Here is a 15,906-nt window from a genome sequence, read left to right on the forward strand (position 1 = left end):
TTAAAAAAATATGCAAACTACCATACTTTATATCGGCAGGGATACTGAAATTACGGTTGTAATGAACCGCCTGTTAAATGCCAGGCCGGAGTGGAAGGGGATCTGTGTATGCACGGATGAAGAAGCCATTGAGATTTGCAAAGAACAGCACATTGATCTGGTGCTGCTCGGAAACGGTATTGATGCAACATGCGAAAAAGCATTGAGAGCAAAACTGAACGGACTTAAACCCGGATTGAAAATTATCCAGCATTATGGCGGGGGTAGTGGCTTGTTGTATGGGGAAATCATGACCGCACTGAATTAGTTAATTGAATATTTATGCGTTTTGCTATTTGAACTTAATAGCAGCAGTTGCTAATCCTACCTAAACGGGATTGCAGCGGTATCCTTTTAAAATTAGCAGTTGCTTCCGTTTTTATTGTCATGCTGAGGTACGAAGCATCTGCAACCGATGATACAGATGCTTCGTGCCTTAGCATGACAGCTGTATTTTAAAAGATTTAGCAAAAAGCCCGGCTAACCCTTAATAGCATTACGGGATTTGCTTTTCAAAATATTTTTATTGAACCTTACTAAAGTTAGCCGTAGGCAAAGGCTGTGCTTCAAAAAAAACTTGATGGTCTGTGAGACACAGACCAAGGGATCTAGCTAATGTAATCCCTGTCCTCATCGCTCAATTCTTTTTTGTTCGAAACCGGTTGGTGTTTTTCGATCTCATCATCATAACTGCTAACTGTTTTTCGCGGACGGCCTACTACGAACCCGATAATAAAACCGATGATGATGCAGATACCGATCACCAGAAGTTTAGATACCGGAACTGTGGCAACCAGGAAATCGAAATCTACAGGTTCTGTGTTTACCATTAAAAAAATGGTAAGTAATACTGTTACTATGATGATGGAAATTGTTTTTGCGCTCATGGCTTAAAAGCTATAATTAAATGAAAACTCTAATATCGGATTTTGATTGTAAATCTGGTTGACAAAAACCAATCTCGCTCCTAAATCTACAACAGGCTGATAGCGCAAAATGTTTACACTCGTATTCAATTCTACACCATAAGTTTTCGGATCGTTAAAAGTTGTGCCCTTGCCGATGTTCTCGTAATGGCAGAATAAACCCGCCCTGAAATTTCTCACGTAAGCTAATGGCCCCAGCTCCCAGTCAGGAAAGGCAAAAGGAAAACGATAATTAAAAAGTAAACTGTTTTGCAGTTTGCTTTTTGCTAAGATGTTGTTGTATCCATATACGGTTGCAATCTCTGTGGCATATTGGTTTACCCCGCTTGCTTTTTGGTAATTGAAACTTGCCAGGAAGGAATGATTTTTGGCCAGTCCAGGAAAATAAAGAAAACTTTCGAGCGCCAGAATTTCTCCACCTAAATTTTTATCGAAAGGTTGATGATCATAAGTTAGCCTGAGCACCTGTGCCCACTTTGGTGCGATATCTCTTTCGGTGGTACGCACACTGTGGTTGAAAGTAAAATTGTATTCCATCGGGAATTTAAGCTCGCGGATAAAATTGGTCGGCATGTTTTCGGACATATACCTTTGCGTAAAACTGGTTGCCGCATTTAAGGTAAAAGCATAGTTCTCATTACGGGCATTAAACGATAGCGGAAGCGAAGCATTAAGTTTGATGTAGTGCTCTCTCCAGTCACCTTGCTGTACCGCATTTTTAGCCCTGTAAAACGTTCTTTTCGGGCGGTTGCGATACAACACACTCAATACCGGATAAAGTGCTTTATAGCTAATGTCTGCAGTGTACTCAAAACGTTTTAAATCGCGGTGGTATTTTGCGCCCGAATAAAAGTCCATGGTGTTAAGCAGGTTGTTCGATTGCAGCTCCAAACCGAAAACATATTCGTTATCGATTACCGGAATAATGCTGTGGATGCTGAACAGATTTAGCGCCTGGTGGTAGCGTTTGGATTGGTACGTGCTGTCCGGAATTTTGTCGAAAACATTGCCAACGTTTTCCTGCTTTTCTGCTGCGGCCGAAAAATCGATAAAGTTATTTTCACCTGCCGGTTTTTCTGTAATGCTGGTTTCAGCAATTTCGTAGCCGTTGATTTGATAATCATTAAAAATAATTTTTCCGTCTTCGGTTTCAGTAGGATTGAAGGCGCCGTATTTTGACGCACTAAGGGCTGTGATTTTTTTCGAAGATAGATCAATTCCGTAAATATTATCAATGCCATTGAAGTGTGCATTGAAGACAACTTTATCGTTAATAAAAACCGGGCGACTGAGCTGTTGTCTGCTGTTCGAAATCAGCGCCGATTTTTGATCTCCATCCATCAGCCATAAAGTTTTTCCTTTCTCCGTTACACCGATATAAGCAATCTTATTTCCGGTTTTATCGAAAGACGGAGTTTGCAGAATTTCATTTTCCGGATTTGGATAAGTCTTTAAAATTTTTCCCGAAGCGGCATCCATCTCAACCAGATTGAAATGATTATTGAGTTCAACTTTTACGGCAATAATTTTCTTTCCATCTTCAGATAGGCTTGGAGAGAAGAGCCTGCTTTTGCTGCTTAATTTGTTGAATTTTTTAGTCTTTAAATTGTACGAACAGATTACGCTATAACTGCGTTGTTTATATCTCGGATCGTAACGGATTTCATCCCAAACCAGCAGGTTATTTTTTAAGCTAAACCAGGACTGTTCCTGGTAGCCGATTCCGAATAATTTTTGCTCCGATTTATCTTCGTTAATAATCACAAAATAACGGGCATCTGTCTTACTTTCTTTTAGTGCTAAAATCTGATTTTTATTTAACCGTACCGGCAGGAAATAATTGGTCGCTAATGCTGATTTTTTATTTAAACTTTCATAGCGTTCTGTGGTGGATTTTTCTTCCTGTTTTTTCCACGCTTCAGCCAGCTTATTTTGGGTAGCCAGAAAATACTGTCGGGTATTTTCTCCGGTGTATTTTTTCAGGCTCTTCGAAAAGGGGTAAGGCCGCACTGGTCTTTTTCTAATGTCGCCAAGCAGGCTGTCTGAAATGAACTGGCCGTATTTTTCTTTCATGTCGGCTACCATCAAATATCCGGTTTGGTAGTAGCCCGGCGTCACGTCTTTGTTCGATCCAAAATAGGCTTTGCTGTAGCTAAATTTTTTGCCTTCCAAAATCGAGGCCCGGTAAGGCATGATCCAATTCGGCTGCCGGCCCCTGCCCGAGTAGGTCAAAGCTGTTTCGTTTACCACCGCATCACCTTCGAAAAACCATGTGGGTATGCCTGCTCCAAAGTAGGCGAAGTACACCAGCTCGGGGAAGGGGTGTGCCTGTGTTCCTGTCAATTTGTCAAACTGTGCGATGTGCCTGAGCTCATGTACAGCGAGATTGTTCAGCCAATCCTGACTGTCGAAAAACTGGGGCGGGGTAGCATAGAATTCCGACTTCTTTGGCCCCAGCTGAACAAAGCCATTTGCAAACGTTCCGCGGTTCTGTAACAGGAGAGGGATTGAGGTTTTTTGTTGCCTTAAACCTAAGCCAATTCTGGTGTAAATATAGGGTAGGGTATTGGCCATTCTTTGGGCCTCTTTCTCCAATTCTTCAGGATAGATGATTTTAAAGCCACCTGATGAAATGTAGTTCCATTTTACACTAAGTGGGTTTTGTGCTGTGCTGAAAATCTGGCCAAAAACCGATGGTGAAATAAAACTTAAAGTAATTGCACTTAAATACTTGATAATTAGTTTTTTGTTTGCGTTTTTTAAATTCATCTAAATTCTTTGCTAAAATATTTAGTTTTTTAAATTTTACAGGTATTCTAAATTGTGAATTTTTAATTTATGTTAAATGATATAAATTGCTGATTTATAATTTGTAATGAAATTTATGTAAATTTACTAATTGTTGATTTTATCTTGATTTTTAATTCAATTTTCTTTCATATTGAAGCGCTTCATCTCATTTTTTACCAGCAGTAATTTATTGATTTAATTTACACTTATTAATCGATTTTCCCTGAAAATTTTGAGGCTTTTTTCTATTCTGTATGATTTGTAGAAAGAGGTTTGAGTCTCATTAATAAAGGCTAACCCAAGATATATTTGATAGTTGTATGAAGATTTTAGTTATGAATCTAAGCTTGAAATGCAGTGGTAATAAATCTAAAATATTCGCTTAAAATTGATGGTTTTAAAGCAAAAAAAACCGTCTTGATAATTGATAATCTTAAAGATCTTTAGCATTAAATTCAGAATTTTGATGATGATTTTAAATTGAAGTTTATGTGGGTGATGCTATTGTTGTGACAAAATGTCTTTGTTTTTTGTTTTGAAATTTAAACTGAATTGGATCCTTTAAGTAATGGATATAGCTTTGGTAAGGCTGGATTCATAAATTCGAAAGGGTCTTAATCTTCTATTTGACCTCTCAAATACTGTGTTTTTTCTAAGTTAATCAGGGATTTTGGATGTCAAATTCTTACTTGGAATTCAACTTAAAGCCTCGATTTCGTATATATTTTTAGTGAATTTGGTATCCAATTCGATAGTTTTTGGCTTAGATAATGCGATTTCCTTGCGATATTTCCGGATAGCAGGGTTTTTAACTGGGTTTTTTGAAAATTCGATTTTTGTTTAAAAAACTTGCTTTTTTGGTATTTAAACAGCATTTTTTGATCTCTTTGCTGTATTTCTTTTGAGTTGGTAAAATGCTTCTGATTTGGTGGTTTTTAATCCTGAGGGGACAAATTTAAATGCAAAATCAGGATTATCTTTCTCTCTTTTTTTTAAAAATGGATCTTTAAATATTACTGCTTTTGTGGTTAGGTGAGTCAGTTTTTACCAGGGTGAAGAAGCTGATGTAGAAATGTAGTTTGTGGTAATGGGTGTTTTAGTTTATATTTTTTATGAGTTAACAGGCATAGTTCCTGTTAATTTTTGCTGGCAATATGGATAGCTTATCTGTAGATTTTTGAGGGAAAATTGGCTCCTTATTTCTGGAAGTTTATTGGAGCTTTTTGCCCGATTTTTTATTCGCTATTATATTGATTAATTATTGGTGTTTTAATGATTTTACTGTCGCGTTTTATATGAATTTTTTTATTGTTTTATTTAGAGTAATCGTGTCTTTTTTATAGTCCGTTTATCAAGCTGATTTTTGTTTTATTTTACAGGTATTTAAAGTGTTATTTTAGAATTAAATCGCTGGCTATTTTCGATCTTTTTTTTATACAATACAATATTGTTTTTTTTAGATATCTGGTTAAGCATTTTGTGTTTTTATATTCCTGTTTTTATTAGTCGGTATTATGGTTTTGCGTAATGATTTTAAACCTGTTTTAAGCGGCTGGTTCATGTAATGATCACTTAGGTTACTATCATTTCGATTCATGGTTTATTGTGTAAAAATCAGCATGATGGAAAAGGAATTATTGTATATAGATTCCCTTTAAGTTTTCTTCATTTCGTGCGGAGAGCAACGGAGCCGAGAACCCGCAGGCTCAGCGAAGCTAAATCTATCCCGGGAAAAATCTCTTTATTACACCTTGCATAAATCTAAATAACAAATCGTTTTTAGTTGAGTATTCAAGGTGGGGGCCAGGTCTAAATTGGTTTAGAATTTTGAAGGCTCGATTAAGAGAAATATGTCTTGATAGATCTTTGCGCTCCACTGCGTTTCAGTCGGGATGATAATGTTTTTTAGCGGAGCCTTTTTGGTAGATAGCTTACGTAGAAACAGCAGATTTTGCGGTACTTTCTACAGTTTATTTTTCCTTTTTTTATAGATGGGATACAAGAATATTGAACCCAGAATGATCGTTGCACCGATATAAAATCCACCTGTCATCTGCTCTTTATTCTGAAAGAAAATGAAGGCCAGTACAATTCCGTAAACAGGTTCAAGGTTTGTAATTAAGGCCACCCTGAAGGCTGATAAAGTACGCATTACAGCAACACCTGCAACATAGGCAACCGATGTACAAAGCGTGCCTAAAAGCGTTAAATAAAACCAGTTTTTTGCACTCAGGTTAAAGTGTGTGTGCAACAAAGTTCCGTCGTATAGGCGGTATAAAGTGATCCAAAAGAAAGCGCCAACAAGTTCATAAAAACCAATTATGGAAGGTTCACTTTTTTGTACCAGGGTCGAATTAATTGTAGAAAAAAGACTGGATGCTATCGCTGCCAGTAACCCAAAAATAATCCCTAAAGTATATTGACCTTCGAATTTAAAGATCATATAAATGCCTAAAATAATCAACAAACCGATCAGGATATCGCCCATCTGAATCGGTTGTTTTTTGATCAGTGGTTCTAAAATTGCGGTGAACAAAGTGAAAGAAGAAAGGCATACCAAAGTAACCGAAACGGTAGAAACTTTAATGGCATGAAAAAAAAATATCCAGTGGATGGCTACAATTCCACCGGTTAAAAAGAATTGTAAAAACTGTTTTTTAGTAACCCTGATATCCTTCTTTGTAATCAGAAACCAGGCAAAAAGAGTTGTCGATGCAATGAGTACACGATACCAAACCATGGGTACGGCATCAATAGAAATTACTTTCCCGAGCACGCCTGTAAAGCCCCATACAAATACAGTAAGATGAAGGATGAGCAGGTTTTTTTTGGTTGCTTCCATTGTTATTTTGGCGCCTTCCTCAACAGGTAAAAGCCTAACAGGCCAAAGAAGAGTGTAGGCATTATAACAGCTGCAAATGGGGGTAAACCACCTTTGGTAGAGAACATCTGTGTAAACTGATTAAACACGATATAAGCGAAGCTAATAAAGATGCCGATACCTAATGATACACCAACACCTCCGCGCACTTTACGTGAGGACAGGGCCACACCGATAAGCGTTAATACAAAAGCTGAAAGTGGGTGTAAGTAGCGTTTATATTTTTCAAACTGAAGATCGTTCATTACGCCCGTTCCACGGATTTTTTCTTTTCTGATTTTATCCGTTAATTCTTTTGTGGTTAAATTTTGCACGATATTATCGTAGGCAGAAAAGTCATCCGGACGCATATCCAGGATGGTATCTTTTAGCTTCCCGTTGCCGTAAATCATGGTTTCTTTCATGCCATCAATCTTACGGATAGAGTAATTGGTTAATTGCCATTTACGTTTAAGCGAATCCCACTTAATATTCTCGGCAACGATTTTTTTGGTCAGGATATCACCGTTAAAATTATCGAGTGAAAAGCGGTAACCTGAGTTCGTTTTATTGTCGAAATTATCAATGTAGATGTAAGTTTTATCATCCAGTTTCATATGGATGTTCGACTTTGTTGAAGGGTCGTTACGCTTTACATAGGTGTTTTCGAAACTGTTTTTTAGCGTATTCGTATAAGGTAAAATGTATAGATTTGAAACCAGGTTGGCAGAGAAAATGATAGTAGCTGATACCAGATAAGGGAATAAAAAGCGGTTAAAACTTACCCCTCCACTTAAAATCGGCACGATTTCCGTCTGATCGGCCATCTTTGCCGTAAAGAAAATCACCGCAATAAAATTGATCAGCGGCGAAAGCATATTCACATAAAAGGGAATAGAACCGGCGTAGTATTTAGAGAGGATTCCCCAAAAGCTCAGCCCGCTTTTCATAAAATCATCCATCTTTTCAGACAGGTCAAACACCACAATAATGATGACGAAAATAGCCAGGGTATAAATAAATGTACCCAGGTATTTGCCGATAATGTACTGATCGATGATTTTTATTTTCCCTTTTAACAGACTCATTTTATAGCTTATTGCCTAATATTTTAACCATTTTGTTTTTCCACTCGTAAAATTCACCTGCAATAATCTTTTCTCTTGCCTGTTTTACCAGCCAAAGGTAGAAATGCAGGTTATGCAAGGTAGCAATTTGTGCGCCAAGCATCTCTTTGCTATGCACCAAATGCCTTAAATAAGCCTTGCTGGTTACCTGATCAGCGTGCAGGTCACTTTCGGCATCCAATGGAGAAAAATCGTTCTCCCATTTCTTATTTCTGATGTTAATGATTCCGTTTCTGGTAAAAAGCATGCCGTTTCTGGCATTTCTTGTAGGCATTACACAATCAAACATATCCACACCTAAGGCAATGTTTTCTAAAATATTGATCGGCGTACCTACACCCATTAAATAACGCGGTTTTTCTACCGGTAATATGTCGCATACTACTTCAGTCATGGCATACATTTCTTCTGCAGGCTCACCTACCGATAAACCGCCTATGGCATTGCCTTCACGGCCCATGCTGGCGATAAATTCTGCAGATTTTATGCGTAAATCTTTATATACCGATCCCTGCACAATGGGGAATAGCGTTTGGTCGAAACCATATTTCGGTTCTGTAGTATCAAAGCGTTCGCAGCAGCGTTTTAACCAACGATGCGTCATTTTGATCGATTGTGCCGCATAGGTATAATCGCATGGGTACGGTGTGCACTCATCAAAAGCCATAATAATATCGGCACCAATGGTACGCTGAATATCCATGGCGTATTCTGGCGTAAAAAGGTGCTTCGAGCCATCAATATGAGAATGAAAAGTAACGCCTTCTTCCTTAATTTTACGAACTTTACTTAAAGAATACACCTGATAACCACCGCTATCGGTTAAAATCGGACGGTCCCAGCCAATAAATTTATGTAATCCACCTGCTTTTTCAAGAGTATCCAAACCTGGCCTTAAATAAAGGTGGTAGGTATTACCGAGAATGATTTTTGCGTCGATATCATCTTTAAGTTCGCGCTGATGTACGGCTTTTACCGTTCCGGCAGTGCCCACAGGCATAAAAATAGGGGTTTGTATTTCGCCATGGGCAGTTGTTACCGTCCCGGCCCTGGCCTTTGATAGGGGATCGTTAGCCTGTAAACTAAATTTCATAATGTGTTTTTTCTCGTCAAAAATCTGCCAAAAATAGCAAAAATTGAGGGCATTATTTTGTTTAATTTTTTATCCACATAAAAGTGATTTACAGATTAAAAATGAGAAATTTGCGCCTATTTATTTTACCATCGTGATATTAACCCTGCTTGAAATTATTCTGCTCTCGATATTGGCTTTTTGCCTTTTGGTTCAGCTCTATTATGTCCTTTTTGTTCATTTAAAACTGGCCAGGGTTGGGATTGAAGTAATGCCTGTATCTGCGCGTAAGCCTATAAGTGTAATTGTATGTGCCCGCAATGAAATTGTAAATCTGGAGCAGTATCTTCTTTCTTTATTTAACCAAAATTACCCTGAATTTGAAGTCGTGGTGGTTAATGATCGCTCCTGGGATGGCACAGAAGAGTTTTTAGAACAGCTGGAGAAGAAATATTCCAATCTCAAAGTAGTAAAGATTTTAGATAATGATAAGTTTATTGCGGGCAAAAAATTTGCGGTAACCATGGGTATAAAGGCTGCCAAATACGACTGGTTGGTTTTTACTGATGCCGATTGTATGCCTGCTTCTGAAAATTGGCTAATGGATATGCAGCAGCCTGCCGATGAAAATACTGAAATTGTATTGGGGTATTCTCCTTATATGAAAAGAAGAAGCCTTTTAAATGCACTGATCCGGTTTGAAACTTTTTTTACTGCAGTAAATTATCTTTCTTTCGCCTTAAAAGGCATGCCATATATGGGGGTTGGACGTAATATGGCTTACAAAAAGTCGCTTTTTTTTAAAAATAAAGGTTTTGCAGCGCACATGCATATTCCATCAGGTGATGATGACTTATTTGTAAATGCTCATGCCAATAAATACAATACCGAAATCCGTTTACACCGCGATAGCCATGTTTGGAGTGAGCCAAATAAAACCTGGAGTGGTTACCTGAGACAGAAAAAGCGCCATTTTGGAGCTGGAAAGCTGTATAAATCAAAACATAAATTTATTTTGAGCCTGCAGATTGTTTTTCAGTTTCTGTTTTATGGCTTCTTCGCGGCATGCATGTTTTTTAGCCGTGAGGCGCAATATATAGCTTTGGGAATCCTGGCACTAAGCATCATCATCAGGTGTTTTATCTATCCAAAATTGCTGAAACGATTAAACTATAGCGATTTGCGTTGGTGGTTCCCGATTTTAGACATACTTTTGTTTCTGTTTTTAACCCTGAACGGATTTTTAGCCTTGTTTGGTAAGAAAAAAGTGAACTGGAAATAATTCGATAATCTTTAGTAATTATAATATGCTTGATGTAAAGCCTGATATCATTTTAAAATATTTTCCTGATTTAAGCGAAAAACAGCTTGCTCAATTTTCGCAGTTGTTCGAATTATATAGCTTTTGGAATGCCCAGATCAATGTAATTTCCAGAAAAGATATCGAAGAATTATATGAACGCCATGTATTGCACTCGTTAGGGATAGCCAAAGTATGTACATTTAAAGCTGGAGAATCGGTTTTAGATGTGGGTACAGGCGGCGGTTTTCCGGGTATTCCGCTGGCCATTTTGTTCCCTGAAACGCAATTCTATCTGGTAGATTCGATCGGGAAAAAAATCAAGGTGGTAAAAGAAGTGGCTTCGGCACTTGGACTGGATAATTTAAGGGCCGACCATTTAAGGGCTGAACAGGTTAAAGAAAAATTTAATTTTGTGGTTTCGAGAGCGGTAACACGTTTAGGCGAATTTTACCCATGGATACAGGGAAAATTTAAAAAAGACTCGTTAAATGCTATTCCGAATGGAATCCTGTATCTAAAAGGTGGCGATTTAGCTGATGAAATTAAGGAATCGAAACTGAAAGCAGAATTATATCCGCTTTCAGCTTATTTTGAGGAAGATTTCTTTGAAACGAAATTCGTGGTTTATGTACCGCAGTAGTTAAAACCTTTCAGCTTTTCTTGGATTATCCGTCATCCTCATTTTATCTTTTAACAATAGTTGCAGGCCCGTTTGCTTGTCGATGTTTTTTACAACATCTAAAACAGCATTGGCGGCGTTACTGAAAAACGGTTTGGTAATGGTCGAATACTCGTCGGTGGCTTTATGGTAATCTTTATGATCTTCAACACCGAAGTATAAAAAGGGAATATTTTTAGCATTAAAAGCTCCCTGATCACTCTGGTTGGTCCAGTCATCGTGGCCTAGTTTAGGATCGTCGTGACCAAAAAGTAATTTGATATTGGTTTTAGTGGTATCTACGTATTTCTTTAAATCCGGATATTTATAGGTTCCGCAGATGTATAGTTCACCTTTATCACTATGGCTGATCATGTCCATATTCAAATCTATCGCAATGGTATTGATATTCACCGGAGGATTGCCAACAAATGCTTTTGCACCCTGCAAACCCATTTCCTCAGCATCAAAAGAGGCAAAAATGATGGTGTTATTGGGTTTGTTTTTTGCAAAATAGGCGGCAATTTTTAATAAACCTGCAGTTCCGGATGCATTATCGTCGGCACCATTAAAAACTTCATCCTTTGCTACTCCTAAATGGTCGTAATGTGCTGAAACGACAATTACGTTTGTGCTTTTACCTGGAATATAACCAATAATGTTGGTTCCGTTTATTTTTGTGCCACCTCTTCCGTTAAAAGTGAATTCCTGTGCATAGTTTACATGTTGGGGATAAGATTTTAAGCCTAATTTTTGAAATCTTTCGATAATGTAAGCTCTTGCCATCTCGGCACCTTTAGTACCTGTTTTCCGTCCCTGATAAGCATCTGATGATAATACTTCTACGTCTTTTAGTAACTGGGTATCTAATTTGCCGGAATCAGTAGCGCCGGTTTGATTTTTTACTGATGAACAGCAGCTTAGCATCATGGCTAAGGGTAAGATATATAGGATTTTCATGGTTATAAAGGTAGTGATTAGATGCCATTACATATACTCTTTAAATCATCTAAAGGGTTGTTAAAATCATCTGGAATTGATATCTTGCCTTTAAGTGCACCTGGAATTCTTTTATCAAGAACCGGTTTATCTTCTGTTAAAAAAGTAACAATAACTTCCGTTTTTGTATGTAAAGGCGCTTTTTCTTTGAGCGTTATTTTTCCTTTTTCGTAATATCCTTTAACTGTAGCTAACATATTTTTATCGTTATTAACAAATATACATTTTTCGTTACGCTATTCAAACGCTGTTTACTTTACTGTATTGCGTTGCTAAACCTGATGGAAATGGAAATTCTTTTTATTTGCAGCAATCCTGAATATGCTGTCATGCTGAGGTATGAAGCATCTGTTTCGTAGGTTGTAGATGCTTCGTGCCTAAGTATGGCAAAAAACACAAATTATCGAATGACGGGAGTGATAGTCTTACTTTGGTCTTTTTGCTTTTGTCTTTAAACTTTTACGCCGCCACTTCCCTTAAATCCACCGCTACAACCCTCGAAACGCCCTGTTCTACCATCGTTACGCCATAAATAATATCGGTGCTGGCAATGGTGCGTTTGTTATGCGATACAATGATAAACTGAGATTGATCGGAGAATTTACGGATAATATTATTGAATTTGTCGATGTTCGTATCATCCAAAGGGGCATCAACCTCATCGAAAATACAGAAAGGTGCAGGTTTTAACAGGTAAAGCGAAAATAACAGGGCGGTAGCCGTTAACGTTTTTTCTCCACCTGATAACTGATTGATAGACAGCGGTCTTTTACCTTTCGGACGAGCTACAATATCGATATCAGCCTCTAAAGGATTGTTGATATCTGATAAAATCAGGTCGCAGCTATCTTCTTCATTAAATAAGGAGCGGAAAACCACAATAAAATGTTCGCGGGCCTGTGTAAAAGCCTGCATAAATTTATCTTTTGCGGTATCGTCTATTTCTTTAATGGTTTGTAAAAGATCGGTTTTAGCAGCGTTAAGGTCTTTTTTCTGGTTTTGAATAAAAGTGTAACGCTCTTCCATTTCTTTAAAAGCCTCCATAGCCATCGAGTTAATGGCGCCAAACTCATCCAGCTGGCGTTTCATTTTTTCTACTTTCTGGCGCAGCTCAAATTCGCTTTCCAAAGCCTCAATTTCAGTCTCGGTTTCTAAAAGATCATTGATGTCAATATTAAATTCAACTGCTAAACGTTCTTTTAAGGCATTTAAGTCGATCTTTAAAGCGTTCTTTTTATCCTTGATTTCCGTTAACAGAAAATCAGTTTCTTCGCGGTTTTTACGGATGTTGGTGAGGTCGTTTTCTACCTCGTTAATGCTTCCTTTGCTCGTAAAATAGGCTTGTTCGGCCTCCGCAAGTCCTTTTTCCATTTCCTCACGTTGTTGATACATCTCTAAAAGCGTATCATCATTCAAATCGGTATGCTGTAAAGTTGCAGTAATCTGAATTAAAGCTTCCTGCAGTTCTTTGTCGTTTTGGGCTATACGTTTATTTAAAGCTTCTTCCTGTACAAAACGGTAATCGAGGTCTTTTTCCAAGCCTGATAATTTATTTTGTTGCTGGTGAAAACGGATATTGTCCTGGTTATATTTACCTGCACTTTCGTTCACCTGATCGGCAATTTCCTGGTAATTAAGTTGTTGCTCCTGTAAATTTACATGCGCTTCCTGCTGATTTTTTTGTAACTGAACCAAAGCAGGTAATTTTTCGGATAAAGCTTTTTCTATCGAAACAATTTTTTGAGCAATGTCTGTTTTACGGTTTTCGCTGGTGGTAATAAACTCCTGGTATTGATCACGGCGCGTCTGCACAGAAATGTGTTCGTTATTTAAACGATTCATTTCCTGTTGCAGGCTATTGATCTGGTTAATTTTTGAAGCTTCTTTCAGGTTAAATATATTGTCTGTTTCGGCTTTTATCGCAGCATTGTACTGATTAATCAGTGATTCTGACGCTTTAATTTCTTTGGCCAGGTTTTCTAAATTCTTGGCCCTACCAATCCTTTTACCTTCAAACAAACCTACGGAACCACCCGCCAAAGTGAATCTGGTTTGTGCATATTTTCCGTTTTTGGCCAAAATGGTTAAACTATCTGTTGGTGTTTCTTTGAAAATATTTTCCTGCTCGGCTATTGCGATATATACATTTTGTAAAAGCAGGTTACAGAGGTGCTGGTATTTTTTGTCGACTTCAATTACTGAAAGTGCAGAAACCAGACCCTCATGAGTACCAATAACCGGGTTTTTATCCGGAACATTCTCTAAAATAAAGAAATTCGCCCTTCCACGGCTCGCATCTGTTAAAAGATTGATCGCCTGAACGGCATCTGTATATTTTTCGACCACATAATGGTTCATTACCGGTTCGAGGTAATTTTCTATGGCAATCCGGTAATCTTCGTTACAGAATAAAATATCAGAAAGGAGCAGGGCGTTTTTGGCAAAAGCACTATTTTTCTTTAAAAAACGGATCGATTCCGGAAAACCTTCTAAGCTATCAACCAGCGATTTAGTCAGATTGTACTCGTTCTGCTTGGCATCTTTTTTACGGTTTTCGGCCGTAAGTTTTTCCTTGTTCGAACTTAAGTTGCTTTCTGAGGCAGCGAGTTTTTCTTTTAAAACTTCTTCAGCTTCGGTTAAATTTTTAATATTAGCCTGTTTTTCCCTTACCTGAATATCCAATTCGGCCAATGCATGGTCAAATGCTTTCAATTCCAGGGTTTTGGTTTCAGTATCGTCAACATTACGGTTGCTTTCCTGTATCAGGGCATCTTTCTGGATATTAAGGATATCGATTTCCTTTTGAGATTGATAAACCGTGTTCTGCAGTTCGTTAACCGATTTTATAAGGTTATCAATCCTGTTTTTCTCAGTTTGCTGTTGTTCGCGTAAAGTATCGAGCGTAGATTTTAAGCTTTTTAAATCAGATTCAAGACGGTTAAAAACTTCTGTTTCCGTTACAACCTCTTCATTTAAACGCTTAATGTTGTATTTGATGTGGTTAACCTGGTTTTTATCTTTTTCGAGTTCGCCAGATAACCGTGTTTCTTTTTCCTGTAAGAAACGCATCTGTTCGTTCTTTACTTTTTTCTCGCTTTCGTAGGCGCGGATTTTGGAAACAAACTCATTGGTAGCTTTTTGCTGAATCGAAAGGTTTTTCTCCTGACTGATGCTACCCAACTTCAGTTTTTGTAGTTCGGCTTCGCCGGTGTCTATCTTCGTATTAAGTTCTGTCCGGTTTACCAGCTGGCTTTGCTCCTGGATTTCCAACGCGTTTAAATCGGTACGAAAGAATGCAATGCGGTGTGTAGCCAGCTGAACACTCAGTTCGCGGTATTGCTCTTTTAATTTATAATAACGTTCGGCCTTACGCGCCTGATTTTCTAACGTTTTTAGATTTTTTTCGATTTCAAAAAGTAAATCTTCTACACGTTCTAAATCGGCTTCTGTATCTTTTAACTTATTGAAAGTCTGTTTTTTACGTAATTTGTATTTCGAAATCCCAGAAGCTTCTTCAAACAGTGAACGGCGGCTATGCTCTTTATTGGTAATGATCTCATCCACCATTTTCAGCTCGATAATAGAATAACTATCCGAGCCGATACCGGTATCCAAAAACAGGTCGGTAATATCTTTTAACCTGCACTGCACATCATTTAAGCGATATTCGCTATCGCCATTACGATAAAGTTTGCGGGTTACCGTAACCTGTGAATATGCAGTAGGAAGAATATTTTTGGTATTATCAAAGCTTAGCGAAACCTCTGCAAGCTGTGCCTGTTTACGGTTTTTTGTTCCGTTAAAAATGATGTTCTCCATCTTTTCAGAACGTAAGGCTTTGGTACTCTGTTCGCCCAAAACCCAGCGCATGGCATCAATTACATTGGATTTTCCGCAACCATTAGGTCCAACAATAGCCGTAACCCCCTCATTAAAATTGATGGTCACTTTATCGCCAAAGCTCTTAAAACCTTTAATTTCTAACCTGGTAAGTTGCATGGTTTGTTTTCGGGAAAACCGACCTCAATATTAAGGATAATTTTGTGTTTTTTCAAGTGGTTTAAGTGCAAAGGCCGGGGATAGAAAAGGGCAAAGGACGCAAAGTTAAAAAGATAAATTATTCCATCATCCA

11 protein-coding genes are annotated in these 15,906 nt (G+C 37.9%); 3 read left to right on the forward strand and 8 right to left on the reverse strand.

Annotated features, from left to right (window positions below; genetic code table 11):
- The first annotated feature begins 10 nt into the window (after nucleotides 1-10).
- Nucleotides 11-307 carry a hypothetical protein gene (locus tag ACTJKC_RS00270; RefSeq protein ID WP_344850672.1) on the forward strand — a complete coding sequence of 99 codons (297 nt, stop codon included), beginning with the start codon at nucleotides 11-13 and terminating at the stop codon, nucleotides 305-307.
- A gap of 340 nt (nucleotides 308-647) precedes the next feature.
- Here the strand turns inward: ACTJKC_RS00270 and ACTJKC_RS00275 are convergent, their stop codons facing one another.
- From ACTJKC_RS00275 to tgt, 5 genes are all read right to left on the reverse strand, one after another.
- The gene (locus tag ACTJKC_RS00275; RefSeq protein WP_344850673.1) at nucleotides 648-926 is read right to left on the reverse strand and encodes a lipopolysaccharide assembly protein LapA domain-containing protein; all 279 of its coding nucleotides are present in this window, start codon (nucleotides 924-926) and stop codon (nucleotides 648-650) included.
- A 3-nt stretch (nucleotides 927-929) separates the two neighbouring features.
- Nucleotides 930-3,734 carry a hypothetical protein gene (locus tag ACTJKC_RS00280; RefSeq protein ID WP_440789263.1) on the reverse strand — a complete coding sequence of 935 codons (2,805 nt, stop codon included), beginning with the start codon at nucleotides 3,732-3,734 and terminating at the stop codon, nucleotides 930-932.
- 1,984 nt (nucleotides 3,735-5,718) lie between these two features.
- Nucleotides 5,719-6,597, reverse strand: a complete 879-nt coding sequence (locus ACTJKC_RS00285; RefSeq protein WP_344850677.1) for a DMT family transporter — start codon at nucleotides 6,595-6,597, stop codon at nucleotides 5,719-5,721.
- A 2-nt stretch (nucleotides 6,598-6,599) separates the two neighbouring features.
- Nucleotides 6,600-7,703 (reverse strand): LptF/LptG family permease, encoded by a 1,104-nt coding sequence (locus ACTJKC_RS00290; protein WP_344850679.1) that lies wholly within the window; start codon nucleotides 7,701-7,703, stop codon nucleotides 6,600-6,602.
- A gap of 1 nt (nucleotide 7,704) precedes the next feature.
- Nucleotides 7,705-8,835 (reverse strand): tRNA guanosine(34) transglycosylase Tgt, encoded by a 1,131-nt coding sequence (gene tgt / locus ACTJKC_RS00295; RefSeq protein WP_344850681.1) that lies wholly within the window; start codon nucleotides 8,833-8,835, stop codon nucleotides 7,705-7,707.
- Between the two features lie 43 nt (nucleotides 8,836-8,878).
- Between tgt and ACTJKC_RS00300 the strand changes: the two genes are divergently transcribed.
- Entirely contained in the window at nucleotides 8,879-10,096 is a 1,218-nt protein-coding gene (locus ACTJKC_RS00300) for a glycosyltransferase (RefSeq protein WP_440789265.1), read from the forward strand.
- Between the two features lie 25 nt (nucleotides 10,097-10,121).
- Complete coding sequence (gene rsmG / locus ACTJKC_RS00305) at nucleotides 10,122-10,757, forward strand: 16S rRNA (guanine(527)-N(7))-methyltransferase RsmG (RefSeq protein ID WP_440789266.1); 636 nt, start codon at nucleotides 10,122-10,124, stop codon at nucleotides 10,755-10,757.
- Here rsmG and ACTJKC_RS00310 read toward each other — a convergent pair whose 3' ends face one another.
- The 3 genes from ACTJKC_RS00310 to smc form a co-directional block, all read right to left on the reverse strand.
- Nucleotides 10,758-11,735: a M28 family peptidase gene (locus tag ACTJKC_RS00310; protein WP_440789268.1), complete on the reverse strand. Its 978-nt coding sequence runs from the start codon at nucleotides 11,733-11,735 to the stop codon at nucleotides 10,758-10,760.
- Between the two features lie 17 nt (nucleotides 11,736-11,752).
- The gene (locus ACTJKC_RS00315) at nucleotides 11,753-11,971 is read right to left on the reverse strand and encodes a hypothetical protein (RefSeq protein ID WP_440789270.1); all 219 of its coding nucleotides are present in this window, start codon (nucleotides 11,969-11,971) and stop codon (nucleotides 11,753-11,755) included.
- Nucleotides 11,972-12,233: 262 nt separating this feature from the next.
- Entirely contained in the window at nucleotides 12,234-15,773 is a 3,540-nt protein-coding gene (gene smc / locus ACTJKC_RS00320; protein WP_440789272.1) for a chromosome segregation protein SMC, read from the reverse strand.
- Nucleotides 15,774-15,906: the final 133 nt, after the last annotated feature.

Source organism: Pedobacter sp. 22226 (genome assembly GCF_052045455.1).
Lineage (GTDB): Bacteria > Bacteroidota > Bacteroidia > Sphingobacteriales > Sphingobacteriaceae > Pedobacter > Pedobacter jeongneungensis.